General features: G+C 75.2%; 15 protein-coding genes. 9 read left to right on the top strand and 6 right to left on the bottom strand.

Annotated elements, in window-relative coordinates; genetic code table 11:
* Positions 1–34: 34 nt before the first annotated feature.
* From ACIQE0_RS13280 to ACIQE0_RS13290, 3 genes are all read left to right on the top strand, one after another.
* Positions 35–955, top strand: coding sequence for an SDR family oxidoreductase (locus tag ACIQE0_RS13280; RefSeq protein WP_402331241.1), 921 nt, complete (start codon positions 35–37; stop codon positions 953–955).
* A gap of 221 nt (positions 956–1,176) precedes the next feature.
* Positions 1,177–2,379, top strand: coding sequence for an acyl-CoA dehydrogenase family protein (locus ACIQE0_RS13285; RefSeq protein ID WP_402331243.1), 1,203 nt, complete (start codon positions 1,177–1,179; stop codon positions 2,377–2,379).
* Positions 2,376–3,449 (top strand): Zn-dependent alcohol dehydrogenase, encoded by a 1,074-nt coding sequence (locus tag ACIQE0_RS13290; RefSeq protein ID WP_402331245.1) that lies wholly within the window; start codon positions 2,376–2,378, stop codon positions 3,447–3,449. The genes ACIQE0_RS13285 and ACIQE0_RS13290 overlap by 4 nt, the downstream gene beginning before the upstream one ends.
* Positions 3,450–3,558: 109 nt before the next feature.
* Here ACIQE0_RS13290 and ACIQE0_RS13295 read toward each other — a convergent pair whose 3' ends face one another.
* Positions 3,559–4,194, bottom strand: coding sequence for a flavin reductase family protein (locus ACIQE0_RS13295; RefSeq protein WP_402331247.1), 636 nt, complete (start codon positions 4,192–4,194; stop codon positions 3,559–3,561).
* A 195-nt stretch (positions 4,195–4,389) separates the two neighbouring features.
* Here ACIQE0_RS13295 and ACIQE0_RS13300 point away from each other — a divergent pair, with 195 nt between their 5' ends.
* Complete coding sequence (locus ACIQE0_RS13300) at positions 4,390–5,055, top strand: RNA polymerase sigma factor (RefSeq protein WP_366329866.1); 666 nt, start codon at positions 4,390–4,392, stop codon at positions 5,053–5,055.
* Positions 5,056–5,063: 8 nt separating this feature from the next.
* On the top strand, positions 5,064–5,696 hold the full coding sequence (locus tag ACIQE0_RS13305; protein ID WP_366329867.1) for a hypothetical protein: 633 nt from the start codon (positions 5,064–5,066) through the stop codon (positions 5,694–5,696).
* Between the two features lie 86 nt (positions 5,697–5,782).
* Here ACIQE0_RS13305 and ACIQE0_RS13310 read toward each other — a convergent pair whose 3' ends face one another.
* Entirely contained in the window at positions 5,783–6,655 is an 873-nt protein-coding gene (locus ACIQE0_RS13310) for an enoyl-CoA hydratase/isomerase family protein (RefSeq protein WP_402331249.1), read from the bottom strand.
* 190 nt (positions 6,656–6,845) lie between these two features.
* The gene (locus ACIQE0_RS13315) at positions 6,846–9,125 is read right to left on the bottom strand and encodes an acetate--CoA ligase family protein (protein ID WP_402331251.1); all 2,280 of its coding nucleotides are present in this window, start codon (positions 9,123–9,125) and stop codon (positions 6,846–6,848) included.
* Positions 9,126–9,407: 282 nt separating this feature from the next.
* Between ACIQE0_RS13315 and ACIQE0_RS13320 the strand changes: the two genes are divergently transcribed.
* Both ACIQE0_RS13320 and ACIQE0_RS13325 read left to right on the top strand, forming a co-directional pair.
* Positions 9,408–9,965, top strand: coding sequence for an OB-fold domain-containing protein (locus tag ACIQE0_RS13320; protein ID WP_366329870.1), 558 nt, complete (start codon positions 9,408–9,410; stop codon positions 9,963–9,965).
* A 210-nt stretch (positions 9,966–10,175) separates the two neighbouring features.
* Positions 10,176–10,664 (top strand): GNAT family N-acetyltransferase, encoded by a 489-nt coding sequence (locus ACIQE0_RS13325; RefSeq protein WP_402331253.1) that lies wholly within the window; start codon positions 10,176–10,178, stop codon positions 10,662–10,664.
* 30 nt (positions 10,665–10,694) lie between these two features.
* Here ACIQE0_RS13325 and ACIQE0_RS13330 read toward each other — a convergent pair whose 3' ends face one another.
* Entirely contained in the window at positions 10,695–11,486 is a 792-nt protein-coding gene (locus ACIQE0_RS13330; protein ID WP_402331255.1) for a pyridoxal 5'-phosphate synthase, read from the bottom strand.
* A 131-nt stretch (positions 11,487–11,617) separates the two neighbouring features.
* On the bottom strand, positions 11,618–12,808 hold the full coding sequence (locus ACIQE0_RS13335) for a thiolase C-terminal domain-containing protein (protein ID WP_402331257.1): 1,191 nt from the start codon (positions 12,806–12,808) through the stop codon (positions 11,618–11,620).
* Positions 12,809–13,190: 382 nt separating this feature from the next.
* Between ACIQE0_RS13335 and ACIQE0_RS13340 the strand changes: the two genes are divergently transcribed.
* Together ACIQE0_RS13340 and ACIQE0_RS13345 are read left to right on the top strand one after the other, a co-directional pair.
* A complete protein-coding gene (locus ACIQE0_RS13340; RefSeq protein ID WP_402331259.1) occupies positions 13,191–14,519 on the top strand; it encodes an acyl-CoA dehydrogenase family protein in 1,329 nt (442 codons plus the stop codon).
* Positions 14,519–14,989 (top strand): nitroreductase/quinone reductase family protein, encoded by a 471-nt coding sequence (locus ACIQE0_RS13345; protein WP_366329875.1) that lies wholly within the window; start codon positions 14,519–14,521, stop codon positions 14,987–14,989. The genes ACIQE0_RS13340 and ACIQE0_RS13345 overlap by 1 nt, the downstream gene beginning before the upstream one ends.
* A gap of 316 nt (positions 14,990–15,305) precedes the next feature.
* Here ACIQE0_RS13345 and ACIQE0_RS13350 read toward each other — a convergent pair whose 3' ends face one another.
* A complete protein-coding gene (locus ACIQE0_RS13350) occupies positions 15,306–15,953 on the bottom strand; it encodes a TetR family transcriptional regulator (protein ID WP_366329876.1) in 648 nt (215 codons plus the stop codon).
* Positions 15,954–16,522 lie beyond the last annotated feature (569 nt).

The raw sequence follows: 16,522 nt of genomic DNA on the forward strand, positions 1-16,522 counted from the left end.
ACGGTCCGTCAGAAATGGTGGGAAGGGGCGCGGCATGGGGAACTTCTTGGCCGGCAAGGTGGTCGCCGTCACCGGGGCCGGCCGCGGCATCGGGCGGGCCGTCGCCCTGGCGGCGGCCGCCGAGGGCGCGCGGGTGGTGGTCAACGACTACGGCGTCTCCATCGAGGGCAGCGGGCCCGGCAGCGCGGTCGCCGAGGCGGTGGTCGCGGAGATCGAGGCGGCCGGCGGCACCGCCGTCGCGGTCGTCGACGACGTCTCGACGATGGCCGGCGGCCAGCGCGTCGTGGACACCGCGCTCGCCGCGTACGGGCGGATCGACGGCGTGGTGTGCGTGGCCGGCATCCTGCGGGAGCGGATGCTCTTCAACATGTCCGAGGAGGAGTGGGACCCGGTTGTCGCCACCCACCTCAAGGGCACCTTCACGGTGTTCCGCGCCGCCGCGGCCGTGATGCGCCGGCAGAAGTCCGGCACGCTGATCGGCTTCACCAGCGGCAACCACCAGGGCAGTGTCGCCCAGGCCAACTACGCCTCGGCGAAGGGCGGGATCATCTCGCTGGTGCGCAGTGCGGCGCTGGGCCTGCACAAGTACGGGGTGACCGCCAACGCGGTGGCCCCGGTCGCCCGGACCCGGATGTCGGCCAACGTGCCGATGGAGCTGAAGGAGATCGGGGAGCCGGAGGACGTCGCGGCGTTCGTGGTCTACCTGCTGAGCGAGCGGGCGCGGGACGACGGGGTGACCGGCCAGGTGTACACGGTGGCGGGGCCGAAGATCGCGGTGTGGGCCCAGCCGGCGGAGCTGCGTTCGGTGTACGCCGACGAGGGCGAGGGGTGGACGCCGGAGCGCGTCGCCGAGGTGGTGCCGGAGCGGGTGGGGGTCGATCCCATGCCGATGCTGGCGCAGTTGGAGGAGATGGCGCGGGCGGCGAGGGCCGCGGAGCGGCCGAATGCGACGTGAGGGGCCTCGCGCGTTTTCGGCTCTCCCGCCGTGGGGGTGTTGCTTGTTGCGCCTGCGGCGCGGTGGCGCCGCGCGGCTGTCGGGTGCGGTGACGGGCCTGCGGGGGCGGTGTGCCGGACTGCTTCGCCTTACGTCCGACACACCGCCCCCTCCGGCCCGTCCCCTCCCGTTGTGGGGGTGGGGACGGGTGAGTTGGGGGCGATGTGAGAGGGAGGGCTCGGGTGGAGTTCGATTTTGATGAGGCGGATGAGGCGTTTCGGGGGGAGGCGCGGGAGTGGCTTGCGGGGCATCTCGTGGGGGAGTTCGCCGCGTGGGGAGCGGTGGGCGGGCCCGGGAGCGAGCATCTCGGGGTGGGGGTGCGGCGGGCCTGGGAGCGGGAGTTGGGGGGCGGGGGGTGGATCGGGCTGGGGTGGGACCGGCGGCACGGGGGGTACGGGAACCGGGCCGGGTCGCTGACGCAGCAGGTGGTGTGGGCCGAGGAGTACGCGCGGGCGGGGGCGCCGGGGCGGGTGGGGCACATCGGGGAGAACCTGCTGGCGCCGACGCTGCTCGCCTACGGGGACGAGGCGCAGCGCAGGCGGTTCCTGCCGGCCGTGGCGCGGGGTGAGGAGCTGTGGTGCCAGGGCTACAGCGAGCCGGAGGCGGGGTCGGACCTGGCGGGGCTGCGGACGGTCGCGGTCCGGGACGGGGCCCGGTACCGGATCAGCGGGCAGAAGGTGTGGACCTCGTCGGCAGCGGAGGCCGATTGGTGCTTCGTGCTGGCGCGGACCGATCCGACGGAGCGGCGGCATCGGGGGCTGTCGTTCCTGCTGGTGCCGATGGACCAGCCGGGGCGGATCGAGGTGCGGCCGATCCGGCAGATGTCGGGGACCGCGGAGTTCAACGAGGTGTTCTTCGACGGGGCGGTGGCGTGCGCCGCGCATGTGGTGGGTGGCGCGGGCCAGGGGTGGCGGGTGGCGATGGGGCTGCTGGCCCTGGAGCGCGGGGTGTCCACGCTCGTCCGGCAGATCGGGTTCGCCGCGGAGCTGGGCGAGGTGGTGGGGGAGGCGGTGCGCGGCGGGGCGATCCGCGATCCGGTGCTGCGCGACCAACTCGTGGCGCAGTGGGCCGCGTTGCGGGTCATGCGGTGGAACGCGCTGCGGACGCTCGCGGCGGCGGGCGGGGACGCGGGGGCGCCGAGCGTGGCGAAGCTGCTGTGGGGCGGCTGGCACCGGCGGCTCGGGGAGCTGGCGATGGCGGTGCGGGGCGCGGCCGCCGCGGTGGGCCCCGCCGCGTGGTCCGCCGCCGCGCCGTACGAACTCGACGCGGGACAACGGCTGTTCCTGTTCACCCGGGCCGACACCCTCTACGGCGGCTCGGACGAGATCCAGCGCAACATCATCGCCGAGCGGGTGCTCGGCCTGCCCAGAGTGGAGCGACGGTGAAGGGTGTCATATACGACGGCGAGCAGGCCCGGGTCGTGGACGATCTGGAGGTGCGGGACCCGGGGCCGGGCGAGGTGCTGGTGGGGGTCCGGGCGGCCGGGTTGTGCCACAGCGATCTGTCGGTGATCGACGGGACGATTCCGTTCCCGGTGCCGGTGGTGCTGGGGCATGAGGGCGCGGGGGTGGTCGAGGCCGTCGGGGCGGGCGTGGAGCACGTGGTGCCCGGGGACCATGTGGCGCTGTCGACGCTGGCGAACTGCGGGGCGTGCGCCGAGTGCGACCGGGGGCGGCCGACGATGTGCCGCAAGGCGATCGGGATGCCGGGGAAGCCGTTCCGGCGGGCCGGGGCGCGGCTGTTCAACTTCGCCTCCAACTCGGCGTTCGCGGAGCGTACGGTCGTCAAGGCGGTGCAGGCGGTGAAGATCCCGCGGGAGGTGCCGCTGACCTCGGCCGCGCTGATCGGGTGCGGGGTGCTGACCGGTGTGGGGGCGGTGCTGAACCGGGCGCGGGTGGACCGCGGCGAGTCGGTGGTGGTGATCGGGGCCGGCGGGATCGGCCTCAACGTCCTCCAGGGCGCGCGGATCGCGGGCGCCTCGGTGATCGTCGCGGTGGACGCCAACCCCGCGAGGGAGGCGATGGCCCGGCGGTTCGGGGCGACGCACTTCGTGGACGCCTCGGCGGTGCCGGACGCCGTCAAGGCGGTCAAGGAGATCCTGCCGACCGGTGCCGACCACACCTTCGAGTGCGTGGGCAGCACCCGGCTGATCCGGCAGGCGATCGACCTGCTGGACCGGCACGGGCAGGCGGTGCTGCTGGGCGTTCCGCCGGCCACCGCCGAGGCGTCCTTCCTGGTCTCCTCCTTGTACCTGGACAAGTCCGTCCTCGGGTGCCGCTACGGCTCCTCCCGCCCCCAACGGGACATCGCCCTGTACGCCCGGCTGTACCGCGAAGGGCGGCTGCTGCTGGACGAGTTGGTGACCGCGAGGTACGGGGTCGAGGACTTCGCCAAGGCGGCGGACGACGCGCACCACGGGCGGGTGGCGCGGGCGGTGCTGGTGTTCGGGGAGTAGGCGGAGGGGCGGCCCTCCGCTCCCTGCGGCGGACCGGCCGGTGGCCGGTGGCCGCGCCTCGCCGGGGCCGCTCGGACGTCTCGTAGAGCGCGGGTACGGACCGAGCGGCCTACTGGCCGAGCCGTCCGAACGCGCCCCGGTGGAAGAGGAGCGGGCCGCGGGCGGCGGCCGCCGGGTCGGTGCCCAGGGCCTCGACGCGGCCGACGACGATCAGGTGGTCGCCGCCGGTGTGGACGGCGTGGATCGTGCAGTCGATCCAGGCGGGGACGTCGGCGAGGCGGGGGGAGCCGCTCGCCGGGGCCGGGGTGTGCCGGACGCCGGCGAACTTGTCGGCGCCGCTGACCGCGAACGCCCGGCACAGCGCGCCCTGTTCGGCGCCCAGGACGTTGACGCAGAACACGCCGGCCTGCGCGAGCCGCGGCCAGGTCGTCGAGGTGCGGCCCACCATGAACGCCACCAGGGGCGGGTCCAGGGAGAGCGAGGTGAAGGACTGGCAGGCGAAGCCGGCCGGGCCCGCCTCCCCGGGGGCGGTGACGACGGTGACGCCGCTGGCGAAGTGGCCCAGCACGGCGCGGAACCGGCCCGGATCCAAGGGGGCGCGCTCGTCGTCGCGGACGGCGCGCAGCGGGGGGTGGGGCGCCGCGGCGCAGGCGGCGGTCGCGGGCGCGGGCGCGGCGGTGGTGGGGGCGCCTGCGGCGCGGAGGTAGCGGATGGCCGTGGCCGCCATTCCGGCGTGTCCCATCATGGCTCCATTGAATCTGATGGTCCGTCAGATCGGAAGGGCGGTGCGCCACCCTGGCGGGTGGTTTGCCGGCGAATTCCGCGCCGGCGCGCGGTAGCACGGGGGAGATTGGGGGGCGCGTTCCTGATTGGCTGCCGAGCGCTCGGGTACCTTCCGCCTCGGTCGCGCCGTAGCCAAGCACGGGGGAGTGTTTCCGGTATGGCCGATACGACACCACCACCCTCCCGGTCGGCCGCCGGGCCGCCGGGCGCCCGATCCGCCGGGCGCGCCGACGCCGTACGGCGCCCGGGCCGCTCCGGTGCGCCCGGGCCCCCACGGGCCGGCGCCGGCGGGCCGGAGACCTTCGACGAGGTCTTCTGCGGGCTGCTGCCGCGGCTCTACCGGCGGGCCGTGATGCTGGCCGGCACCCGGCAGTCCGCGGAGGACGTGGTCCACGAGGCATACCTCAAACTCGCCGCCCGCCCCCAGCGCTTCCTCGCCCACCCGGAGCCGTACGCCTACGCCTTCACCGCCGTCCTCAGCGTCGCCCGGGACGCGCACCGCAAGGAGCGGCGACAGGTGCTGGTGGAGGAAGTGGCGGATGCGGCGCCGGTGGACGGGCCGGGGCGCGGGAGCGGCAGCGGGGAGTGGGACGGCGGAGTGGCGCGCCGGCATGCGGAGTGGGAGGCGGTGCGGCTGCTGGGGCGGCTGTCCCACCGGCAGGCGGGGATCGTGATCCTGGTCGATCTGGACGGGTACACGATCGACCAGGCCGCGAAGATCATGAAGGTGCACCGCGGTACCGCCGCCCGCCACCGGGCCCGTGCCCTGGACAGGCTGCGCGCGTACCTCGTTGAATCGGAGCACGGGCAGGCCGGGAGGTGAGCGGCACGGTGGATACGGGGTCGCGGGACGGCGGGCACGGCGGGACCGAGGGGCTGCTGCGCGCGAAGCTGCGGGCGGCCGACGAGGAGATCGAGACGCCCCGCGGCCTGTGGGAGCGGGTCAAGGAGCCTGCGGCGGGCGGCAGTTCGAGGGGGCCGGCGTCCCTGGGCGGCCGGGGCGCGCCCCGGTGGCCCGTGGTGCCGCGGCGCCGTCCGTTCGTTGTCGCCGGGGTGGTCGGGCTGGCCGTGGCGGCGGTGGTGCTGGGGGTGTGGTGGCTGGTGTTGCGGCCGGGAGCGATGGACGTCCGGCCGGCCGGGCCGCCGGCGACGGTGCCGCTCGTGGTCTACAACAGCGAGGCGCCCTGCCGTACGCCGCACACCCTGGAGTGCGCGCTGCGCCTGGCCGAGGATCCGCACCGCCCGTACGCGGCGCGGGGCAACTCCGCAGGGCGGGTGTGGCACGGGGAGGTGCTGGCGGCCCGCTGCGTGGTGACGGACGGCCTGCTGGTGGAGGACGAGCAGGGCATCACCTCCACCCGGTGGTACCGCGTGCGCACGGCCCAGGGGGTGGAGGGGTGGCTCCCGGGTGTGCGCACCCGCAACACCCGCGAGGTGCCGGTCTGTCCGGTGGGCGGCGGCTGACTCCGCTGCGGTGAACGGGCGCGCGGCGGGAGCGCGCCTCCTCGGGGGCGACGGCGCGGCGGGGCGGCGGGGCGGCGGGGCGGCGTTCACCGTCCCCGGAACGTGGGCCGGCGGCGGGCGACGAAGGAGGCGACGCCTTCCCGGGCGTCCGCCGTCGTCATGTTGATCTCCTGTGCCGCGGCCTCGGCGGCGAGCGCTGTACCGCGGTCGCCGTCGAGCGAGGCGTTCACCAGCTGTTTGGTGAGGGCGAGGGCGCGGGTGGGGCCGGCGGCGAGGCGCTCGGCCCACTCCCGGGCGGCCCCCGGCAGCGCGTCGTCGGGGACGACCCGGTTGACCAGGCCCAGGCGCGCGGCGTCGGCGGCCGGCACGGCGTCGCCGAAGAACATCAACTCCTTGGCGCGCTGCGGGCCGATGAGCCGCGGCAGCAGGTAGGCGCCGCCCCCGTCCGGGACCAGGCCGCGGCGGACGAACACCTCGATGAACCGGGCCGATTCGGCGGCCAGCACCAGGTCGCAGGCGAACGCGAGGTGCGCGCCGATCCCCGCGGCGGTGCCGTTGACGGCGGCGATCACCGGTTTCTCGCAGTCCAGCACGGCGGCGATGAGCCGCTGGGCGCCGTTCCGGATCATCCGTGCGACATCGCCCGCGACCCGTTCGCCGGCGGACGGCGCCTCGCGCAGGTCCGCGCCGGCGCAGAAGCCCCTGCCGGTCGCGGTCAGCACCACGGCGCGGACGGCCGGGTCGGCGGAGGCGGCGGCAAGCGCCTCGACGAGGCGTTCGCGCATCTCCCGGGTGAGCGCGTTGAGGGCGTCCGGGCGGTTGAGGGTGAGCTGGGCGACGCCGTTGTCAGTGGCGTGGAGTATCAAGGAATCGACGGGTTCGACGGCGGGCTCGGCGGTGGTGGCCGCCGGGGCCGGGTCGGCAGCGGGTCCGGAACGGGGGGACGGTGCGGGTGTCATGGGGGAGCGGCTCCAGAGGTGGGGGCGGCGCGCGGCGCAGGGGCTGCGGACGGGGGCGTCGGGTGCGGGTCGGGCGGTGCTGCGGCGGTGGAGCACGTGGTGGATGACAGGGCGGCCGAGGGCGCCGCGGCCCGAGCCGCCGAGGCCCGATCCATCGAAGCCCGGGCCGCCGCGGCCGGTGCCGCCGCGGTCAGTGGCAGACCGCGAGGGCGTCCAGCGCCACCGCGCCCTGGCCGCGGGGGAGGACGACCAGCGGGTTGATGTCCAACTCCGCCAGCTCGCCGTCGAGTTCGAGGGCCATCCGCTGCACCCGCAGCACGGTCTCGACCAGCGCGTCGGTGTCCGCGGGCGGCATGCCCCGGACGCCTTCCAGGAGGGCGTGGCCGCGCAGCTCGCGGAGCATGGTGCGGGCCTGCTCCTCCCCGAAGGGCGGGACCCCCACCGCGACGTCCCGCAGGACCTCCACCAGCACCCCGCCCAGACCGACGGAGACGGTCGGCCCGAAGACCGGGTCGGGGGTGACGCCGACGACCATCTCGACGCCCCGTTCGACCAGCTGGCAGACCAGCACGCCGTCCAGCGGCAGGTCCTCGTAGCGCGCGATGTCGGTCAGCTCGCGGTAGGCCTCGCGGACCTGGCTCGCGGAGGTCAACCCGACCTTGACCAGCCCGAGTTCGGTCTTGTGGGCCAGCTGCGGCCCGGAGCCCTTCATCACGACCGGATAGCCGACCAGGCTCGCCGCCCGGACGGCCGCCGCCGCGCTGGTCACCAGCTGTTCGCGCGGTACGCGGATGCCGTAGGCGCGCAGCAGCTGCTTCGCCCCGTGCTCGCTGAGCTGCCGGCCGGGCCGGAGCAGCATCCGGGCCTTGCGGGCGGAGGGCGAGGGCACCCGCGGGGCGTCGTCGAAGGGGGAGCGGTAGTGGGCGGTGAAGCGGTGGTGGTCCAGATAGGCGCGGACGGCGGTGATGCAGTTGGCGAAGGTGCGGAAGGTCGCCACCCGGGAGGAGCCGAGGAGGGTGCGGCGATAGGCGTCCTCGGTGCCGACCGGCGAGCCCCAGACGACGCACACCAGCTTGTCGGTCCGCTCGGCCGCGTCGACGAGGTCGCGTGCCAGCTTGTCGCTCATGGGCGGGAAGGGGCCGGTGATCGGGCAGATCAGCACGCCGACGGACGGGTCGGCGAGGATCGCATCGATGATCTTGGGTCCGCGCCAGTCGCCCACGGGGTGCCCGCCGTTGTCGATCGGGTTGGCGACGTGGAGATAGCCGGGTATCCACTGGTGGAGTTCGGCCTGCTTGGCCTCGGAGAGGGTGGGCAGGGTCAGTCCCGCCGCGGTCGCCAGGTCGGCGAAGTGGGCGCCGGTGCCCCCGGAGATCGAACAGACCGCGACGCCCTCGGCGGCGGGCCTGCGGGCCCGGGCCAGCAGCGCCGCGGTGTCCTGCAGCTCGTCCAGTCCGGCCACCCGGATCACGCCGAACTGCCGCAGCGCGGCGTCCACCACCTCGTCCGCGCCGGTGAGTTTGCCGGTGTGCGAGGCGGCGGTCCGGGCGCCGGTCTCGGTGCGGCCGACCTTGACGACCACCACCGGCACCTTGTTGCGGGCCGCCCGGTCGGCGGCCAGCAGGAAGCTGCGGCCGTCCTTGAGCCCCTCCACATATGCGGCGATCGCGCCGACCTCGGGGCGGGAGGCGAAGTAGGAGAGGAAGTCGGCGGTCTCCAGATCGGCCTCGTTGCCGGTCGGGGCCCAGTGCGAGAGGCGGATGCCCAGTTCCTGGAGGGTGAAGACCGGCCGGCCCTGGTGGCCTGACTGCGTGATCAGGGCGATGGCCGGCCCTTCGAGGTCGTCGCGGAACTTCTCGAAGGCGTTGAGATTGGTGTTGGGGCCGAGCAGCCGCAGACCGGAGCGGGCGACCGCCTCGGCCAGCCGGGCCTGGGCGGCGGCCCCGTCCTCCCCGGTCTCGGCGAAACCGGAGGCGAAGGCGACCGCGAACCTCACCCCGACCGCGGCCAGTTGCTCGATGACCGGCAGCGGGTCGCCGACCAGCAGCACGGCGAGGTCGACGGCCTCCGGCAGCGCGGCGACGCTCGGGTGGCAGGGCAGGTCGAAGACCCGCTCGCGGCCGGGGTTGACCAGGTGGAGCCGGGCGCCGACCCGCTCCGCCCAGGCGATCAGCTGCCGGGTGATGCCGGTGTTGGGCCGGCCCTCGCGGTCCGAGGCGCCGATCACCGCCACCGACTCGGGCCGGAAGAAGCGGTCCAGGTCCGGTACGGGCGCGTGCAGCGGGCGGCCGCTGACATCGCGGTCGGCGGCGGGCGCACCGGGCCCGGTGTCGCCGCCGGTGTGCCGCGGGCCGTCGGCGCCGTCGGGGGCGCTGACGCCGTGGACGGTGTGGGGTGGGCGCTCCCCGCAGGCCACGACGCGGGCCGGCCGGGAGTGCGTGGTGAGGGTGCCGTGAGTCGATCCAAGCATCGCAGACGCCCGCTCCTGTGTGACGGCTCTCGTGGACTGCGCGCCGTACCGCGCCCAGCAGTGGCCCAGGCCCAACTGACGCGTCGTCAGATTACCGAACTGATGCTGCGTCAGGAATGGGCGTGCGCGCTAAAGCTTCGCGCCCGCGCGGACGGGGCGGCGGAGCCGGCCCCTTGCGGGCGGGCGCGCCATCGGCTGAACTGACATGCCGTCAGGTGGCGCGATGCGCAGGGCGGGGGCACCGGGCGACGGGTCATGCGAGGCGGCAGCGGAGGTGTGCGGATGACGACGCGGGACACGGCACACGGCAGGGGCGAGGCGCGGGACCCGGGCCCGGGGGCGGGAACGGGCGCGGCGCACCGCACCGCCGCGCGCTTCGACCTCCCGGAGGTGGACGCCTTCACTCGCCCGTACTGGGAGGCGGCGACCGAAGGGCGGCTGCTGCTGCGCCGCTGCCGGGCCGCGGGGTGCGGGGCGGCGCACCACTACCCGCGCGAGTTCTGCCCGTACTGCTGGAGCGAGGACGTCGCCTGGGAGCCGGCCTCCGGCCGCGCCGCCCTCTACACCTGGTCCGTCGTCCACCGCAACGACCTCCCGCCCTTCGGGGCCCGTGTCCCGTACGTCGCGGCCGTCGTCGAACTGGCCGAAGGCCCGCGGATGATGACCGAGGTGACCGACTGCGCGGAGTCGGAGCTGCGGATCGGGATGCCGCTCGCGGTGCACTTCCGCACCGAGCGGCGACCCGAGGGGGCCGGGGGCCGGGCCGGGGGTGGCCCGGGGGCGGACGGAGCCGGGGCGGCGGACGGTGGCCACGCGATACCGGTGTTCCGGCCGCTGTAGCCGTCCCGGACGTTCCAGTCGTCCCAGCTGCCCCAACCGTCCTGGTCATCCCAGCCGTTTCGGACGTCCCGGCCGTTCCGGTCTGCGTGAGGGGGTCGGGGCTCCTGGGGGGGGCCGAGGGGCCTGGCGGGCTGTCGTTGCCGGCGACGCCGGGGGCGGCCGAGGGTAATTGGGTGGCGGGCCGGACCGCTCCTCCGGGAGGCTGCCGCCGTGCTGATCCGAGAAGCGAACGCTGCCGACTGGCCCGCGATCTGGCCCTTCTTCCGGTCCATCGTGCGGGCCGGCGAGACCTACTCCTACCCCGTGGACATCGACGAGCCGGCGGCCCGCGCGCTCTGGATGCTCCAGCCGCCCGGCCGGACCGTCGTCGCCGTCGACGACTCGGGCGCGGTGCTCGGCTCGGCGAAGATGAACCCCAACCAGATGGGCAACGCCGCACACGTCGCCGGCGCCGGCTTCATGGTCGATCCGGCGCACCGCGGGCGCGGCGTCGGACGCGCCCTGGGCGAGCACGCGCTGGCCTGGGCCCGCACCGAGGGCTACCGGGCGATGCAGTTCAACGCGGTGGTGGCGGCCAACACCGGCGCGGTCGCCCTGTGGCAGTCCCTCGGCTTCGAGATCCTGGCCACCGTTCCGGAGGGCTTCCACCACCCCGCGAAGGGGTACGTGGGGCTGCACATCATGTACCGGAGGCTGTAGCGCCGGCCCGCCCCGCAGCCGTGCCCCGCCTCACGGCCAGAGCAGCTCCCGTTCCCAACCGCCCTCCATGCGGCGGTAGTTGAGCCGTACGTGCTGACGCCGGTGCTGATCGCCCTGGAAGAACTCGACCTCGTCGGCGCGCAGGACGTACAGCGTCCAGCTCGGGACCGGCGCGTCCGGCTCGCGGCGGGCGCGCTCCCAGGCGGCGTCCGCGGCCCGCGCCAGCTCCTCGGCCGAGCCGAGCGGCCGGCTCTGCCTGCCCACCAGGGCGGCGGCCAGCGCCCTCGTGGAGCGGTGGTGCAGATCGGCCGCGCTCTCCTTGGGGCCCGCCGCGGTCACCGTGCCCCGGACCCGCACCTGGCGGCCGACCGCCGCCCAGTAGAAGACGAGCGCCGCCCGCGGGCGGACGGCCAGTTCGCGGCCCTTGCGGCTGTCGCGGTGGGTGCCGAAGTGCCAGCCGCGCTCGTCCGCGTCGTGCAGCATCACGATGCGCACGGAGGGGTCGCCGGCCGCGTCGGCCGTGGCCAGGGACATGGTGTGCGGTTCGGGGACGCCGGCCGCTGCGGCCTCGCGCAGCCACTGCCGGAAGAGCGCCAGCGGCTCGGCGGGCGCCCGCTCCGGCGCGAAGGACGGCAAGGTGCCCTCCCAGACCCGCAGTCCGTGCAGCACCTCGCGGAAGGCGCGGGCCTCGGCATCGGCGTCGGGCCCCGAGGAGGCGTCGGGCCCCGAGGGGCCTTCGGTCGCCGGGGAACCGCCGGGGCCCGGGGAGTCGTCGGGGTCCGGTGCGGCCCCGCCGGCGCGGTGGTCCATGTGCTCGGGCATGCCAGGCAGCGTACGCGGGGCGCCCGCGGCGGTGCGCGGCAGCCGGACGCCACGGGGTGTTCCCCGCCGGCCCGCCGACCTGCCGGCCCGGCCCGCCGACCTGCCGGCGCACCCCACCCGTCGGCCCGGCCCTACCCCCGCCCCAGCACCACCGTCCCCGACGAGCAGAACCACCCGCCGGTGCCGGAAGCGACCGCGAGTTGGGGCAGCGCCCCGCCCGGTCTGCGGACCTGGCGGCCCGGACCGGCCTCGCCGCGGAGCTGCCGGACCGCCTCGACCAGCAGGAACAGCCCCCGCATACCGGGGTGGCAGGCGGCCAGCCCGCCCCCGTCGGTGTTGACCGGCAGCGCGCCGTCCCGCAGCAGCCGCCCGTTCTCGACGAACGCCCCGCCCTCCCCCTTGGCGCAGAACCCCAGGTCCTCCAGGGTCACCAGGGTCATGTAGGTGAAGGCGTCGTAGAGCTCGGCGAGGTCGATCTCCGAGGGGCGGACACCGGCCTGTTCGAAGGCGAGCCGGCCGGAGACCGCGGCGGGGGAGACGGTGAAGTCGTCCCACTCCGACATGGTGGTGTGCGAGACGGCGGTGCCCGAACCGAGCACCCAGACGGGGGGTTTGGCGAGGTCGGGCACGTAGTCCTCGGCGACGAGCAGGACCGCGCAGCCGCCGTCGGAGCGGATGCAGCAGTGCAGCTTGGTGAACGGGTCGGCGATCATCGGCCCGGACAGCACCTCGTCCACGGTGATCGGCTCGCGGTACATGGCGTCCGGGTTGGTGGCCGCGTTCGCCCGCGCCTGGACGGCTACCTGGGCCAGCTGCTCCAGGGTCGTCCCGTACTGGTGCTGATGGCGGCGGGCGGCCATGGCGTACTTGGCGATCAGGGTGTGTCCGTAGGGGACTTCGAACTGGAGCGGGCCGCGGGCGCCGAAGGAGAGGTTGGCGGTGCGGCGCCCGGCCCTGATGTCGGCGCGGGCGGTGGAGCCGTAGACCAGCAGAACGGCGCCTGCGTGCCCGGCCGCGATGGCGTCGGCGGCGTGCGCGGCCATCACCTCCCAGGTGGCGCCGCCGACCGCGGTGGAGTCCACCCAGGTGGGGCGCAGTCCCAGGTACTCCGCGACCTCGACGGGGGCGAGGGTGCCGAGCCCGGCCGAGGCGAAGCCGTCGATCACCGACCGGTCGAGCCCGGAGTCGGCGAGCGCCCGGCGGGCGGCCTGGGCGTGCAGCGCGTACGCGGTGGCCTCGTCCACCCGCCCGCAGTCCGACAGCGCGACTCCGGCGACGGCGACCCTGCGGTTCCGGATGACGGACCCTGACGTCAGCGGCATGGATCTGACGGTACATCAGATTCCTTGGGGCGGGCAGGGGGTGGCGGAACGCAGGCCGGGGCGAGAGGCGTCGCACGGAATCGGCCCGTCGGCGGCACGTGGCGGGTGCTCCTCTCCGGGCGCGCACGACGTCAAGCCCCTACGGGATCGCGCAACATCGAGCCCCCTCGGGGTCACGCAATACCGACGCCCCTCCCCGGGGTCACGTAACGCCAACACCCTCAGGCTCACGCAACACCGACACCCCCTCCGGGGGCACGCGACCCCGCCCCTCCCTAGGAAAGTACGACATCAATGCCTAATATGACGGCCCGTCAGATCGGACCCTGGGCAGCCCGTCCGGCCGGACGGGCGTCGCCGCACGGCCGGGAGGAGCCCGCCGATGGATGCCGCGTTCACCGAGGAGCAGGACGAGATCCGCCGCACCCTGCGCGCGCTGCTGCGCAAGCGCTGCGGTCCGGAGCAGGTCAGGGCCGCGGTCCGCACCCCGGCGGGCTACGACGAGGCGCTGTGGCGGCAGCTCGCCGGACAGCTCGGACTGCCCGGCCTCGCCCTGCCCGCCGCGTACGGCGGAGCCGGCTGCGGGCCCACCGAACTCGCCCTGGCCTGCGAGGAGACCGGCCGCGCCGTGCTCCCCGCACCGTTGATCGGCACCGCCGTGCTGGCCGCGCCGCTGATCCTGGCGCTGGGCGGGGAGCGGCAGCGCACCGCACTGCTGCCGCCCCTCGCCGCCGGTGAGCTGACCGCCACGCTCGTCGTACCGGGCGGGCGGCTGGCCACCGCGCTGGCGCTGACCGGGCCCAACGACGGCGACTGGGCCGGCGGCGGCCGGGCCGGCGGCATCCAGGCGCGGCTGTCGCCGGAGCCCGAAGCGCTGCCGCCGACGGGTGGTGGGCGACGGGCGGGCGGCACCTGGCGGCTCTACGGGGAGGCCGCCCAGGTCCTCGACGGGCACACCGCGGACGTGCTGGTGGTCGCCGCGCACACCGGCGGCTTCGCCCGCAGCCGCACCCTGCTCTTCGCCGTACGGGCGAAGGGGCCGGACGGGGCGGCGGCGCCCGGGCTGCTGCGGACCCGGCAGACCGCGATGGACGAGACCCGGCCGCGGGCCCGGGTCGAACTCCGGGACGTGGCGGCCGAGTTGCTGGGCGAGGACGCCTCCGGGGGCGACGCCGCCGCGGAGGCGGCGGCCGGGGCGCTGGCCGCCACCGGGGCGACGGCGGCCGCATGCCTGGCGGCCGAGGCGGTCGGCGCGGCCGAGGAGGCGCTGTCCCGCACGGTCGACCACGTCAAGCAGCGGACCCAGTTCGGCCGGCCGATCGGCGCCTTCCAGGCCGTGCAGCACCGGCTCGCGGACCTCTACGTGGCGGTGCAGGCGGCGCGCTCGGCGGCGTACTACGCGGCCTGGGCGGCGGGCGGCGGGCGGCCCGAGCCCGGGGCGGGCGCGCTGGCCCTGGCCCAGGCACTGGAGACGCTGCGCGCGGTCTCCGCCGAGGCGGTGCAGCTGCACGGCGGGATCGGCTTCACCTGGGAGCACGCCGCGCACCTCTACTTCAAGCGCGCGGCCTGCGACGAACTGCTGCTGGGGCCGGTGCACCGGCTGCGGGCCCGGGCGGCGGAGCAGGCGGGCCTGTTCGCCGGCGAGGGCGCGGACGGGGCCGTGGCGGGCGGCGCCGCCCGCCCGGGGGCGCGAGCGGCGGTCCGTGCCTGATGGGCCGCGGCGCGCACCTGGTGCAGCGGCTCTCCGCGACCCGGGCGTTCGCACGGATCGCACCGCACGTCGTCCCCGCGCTGGACCGCGCCGTCCACCGGCTGTCCGGTGGGCGGGCGCTGCTCAGCACCCGAATGCTGCCCGGCGTCGTGCTGACCGCGACCGGCGCCCGGAGCGGACGGCCGCGGCGCACCCCGCTGGCCTGTGTGCCGCAGGACGACGGCGGCTGGCTGCTGGTCGGCAGCAACTTCGGCCGCCCCGGCCATCCGGCCTGGACCGCGAACCTGCTCAAGAACCCGGACGCCGAGGTGAGTTGGCGGGGTCGGGACGTCCCGGTGCGGGCCCGGCTGCTGACCGGGGCGGAGCGCGCGCGGGCCTGGCGGCGCGCGGTCGCGTTCTGGCCGCCGTACGCGGCCTATCAGGCGCGGGTGGAACGGGAGATCCGGCTGTTCCGGCTGGAGCGGCGGTGACGGTCCGCGGCCGGGCCGCAACGCGCGCGCGGCGGGCGCCGTACGGCCCTGGGGGCGGCGGACGGAAGCCGCTGCGCGCGCGATCCGGCTGAGGGCGCAGCTATGGCAGGACGGACGCAGAACGGAGGGCGAACGATCCCGGAGAATCCGGGACATCGAGGAAGCCGCGGCCTCCTCGGCGGCAGAGCGGTGGCGGGGCGCGGCGGTGCGGCTCGGCGCTCCCGGCTCGGTGGTGCCGGCGGTGCGGCGGTGGGGCGGGCCCGGTGGTGCGGTGGGCCCGGCGCGGACCCTGCGGGCCGGCTGCCCGGGGGGCCGGCTACTTGGTGGGCTTCTTGCCGGTGACGCCGTAGTGGACCAGCAGTGCCAGGTTGGGCTTGAGCTCGGCCTGCTTGACGCCCCAGCTCTGGAAGCCCTTCTGGTGGCCGGCGACCGCCGCGAGCATGGCGACGAGGGAACCGGCCATCGCTGCCGCGCTGACGTCCTTGTCGACCTTGTTGCGGGACTGGAGCTCCTGGATCGACTCCGTAAGGGAGTTGGTGACCGCGTTGAGGATCTTCATGCGGATCTTGTAGAACCGCTTGTCGCCCTCGGCGGCGCCCAGGTCGATGACGCGCAGGATCGCATCGTGCTTGCGCCAGAAGGAGAGGAAGCCGTCGACCAGTTCCTCGGCGGCCTGCCAACCGGACTTGCCCACCCACGAACGTCCGGCGACCAGATCGGTCAGGCTCGCGCCCTCTTTCGCCATCTCTTCGGCGATTTCGAGTACCGCGCCTTCGACGTCCGGGAAGTACTGATAGAACGTCGCGGGTGAAGTGCCCGCTTTTCGGGCCACATCGATGACTTTGACGTCCCGATAGGGGGACGAACTGAGCATTTCGCTGAGGCAGTCGAGAAGCTTTTGCCGCGTCGCCTGTCCACGGCGGCCGGCAACTCTGCCGTCGACGGTTCGAACTTGTCCTGTCATGCCGTCAGCTTACCGAGGGGTGATCGGAGCGCGATTTGGCTGCCTGCAAATGGGGATCGGGGAGTTCGGGGTGTCCGCGGCCCGTTGCCGCCCTGGTTGCGGGCCCGGTCGCCGGTGGCGCCGGATGCACGACCATTGGTCCGATCCAGTGAATGTCGTTATCAACAGCCTGTGGACAACGCCAGTGGATGACGGGGCGTTGCGGATACGGGGGCGCCTGGCGGGCGCGGCGCGCCGATCCGTGCGCCACGCGCGGCGCCCTGGCCCCGAAATCGCCGCGGGCGGCGCAGAATTGATCCATTGACGCGGGACGGGTACGGGGGAAGGCGTGCGCACGGATGCGGGCGGGGAAAGGGAATGGTTTCGGCCATGGGGGACCGGTCGCCGGTCCCGATATTCGGCGGGGACGAGAGGAGTGAGGGGGGTGGTTGTGTGTCGGTCGGCAGGGAATCCGTCCGTCCGGATGCGGTGGTGAACGACGGAAAGTGCGCAACTGCCGCCCCAGGATGGCGTGCAACCGGCCGGTAACCACGCGGCAATCCCCCGTCCCCGGACGTATCGGAGCACGT

The sequence above is a fragment of the Streptomyces sp. NPDC093097 genome (assembly GCF_044754325.1).
Classification (GTDB): domain Bacteria; phylum Actinomycetota; class Actinomycetes; order Streptomycetales; family Streptomycetaceae; genus Streptomyces.

Excerpts from the sequence above, each read along its gene's own strand:
- ACIQE0_RS13280 (WP_402331241.1), top strand. The coding sequence starts at position 35 with ATGGGGAACTTCTTGGCCGGCAAGGTGGTCGCCGTCACCGGGGCCGGC.
- ACIQE0_RS13295 (WP_402331247.1), bottom strand. The coding sequence starts at position 4,194 with ATGATGGGACACGCCGGAATGGCGGCCACGGCCATCCGCTACCTCCGC.
- ACIQE0_RS13300 (WP_366329866.1), top strand. The coding sequence starts at position 4,390 with ATGGCCGATACGACACCACCACCCTCCCGGTCGGCCGCCGGGCCGCCG.
- ACIQE0_RS13310 (WP_402331249.1), bottom strand. The coding sequence starts at position 6,655 with ATGACACCCGCACCGTCCCCCCGTTCCGGACCCGCTGCCGACCCGGCC.
- ACIQE0_RS13315 (WP_402331251.1), bottom strand. The coding sequence starts at position 9,125 with ATGCTTGGATCGACTCACGGCACCCTCACCACGCACTCCCGGCCGGCC.
- ACIQE0_RS13320 (WP_366329870.1), top strand. The coding sequence starts at position 9,408 with ATGACGACGCGGGACACGGCACACGGCAGGGGCGAGGCGCGGGACCCG.
- ACIQE0_RS13330 (WP_402331255.1), bottom strand. The coding sequence starts at position 11,486 with ATGCCCGAGCACATGGACCACCGCGCCGGCGGGGCCGCACCGGACCCC.
- ACIQE0_RS13335 (WP_402331257.1), bottom strand. The coding sequence starts at position 12,808 with ATGCCGCTGACGTCAGGGTCCGTCATCCGGAACCGCAGGGTCGCCGTC.
- ACIQE0_RS13340 (WP_402331259.1), top strand. The coding sequence starts at position 13,191 with ATGGATGCCGCGTTCACCGAGGAGCAGGACGAGATCCGCCGCACCCTG.
- ACIQE0_RS13345 (WP_366329875.1), top strand. The coding sequence starts at position 14,519 with ATGGGCCGCGGCGCGCACCTGGTGCAGCGGCTCTCCGCGACCCGGGCG.
- ACIQE0_RS13350 (WP_366329876.1), bottom strand. The coding sequence starts at position 15,953 with ATGACAGGACAAGTTCGAACCGTCGACGGCAGAGTTGCCGGCCGCCGT.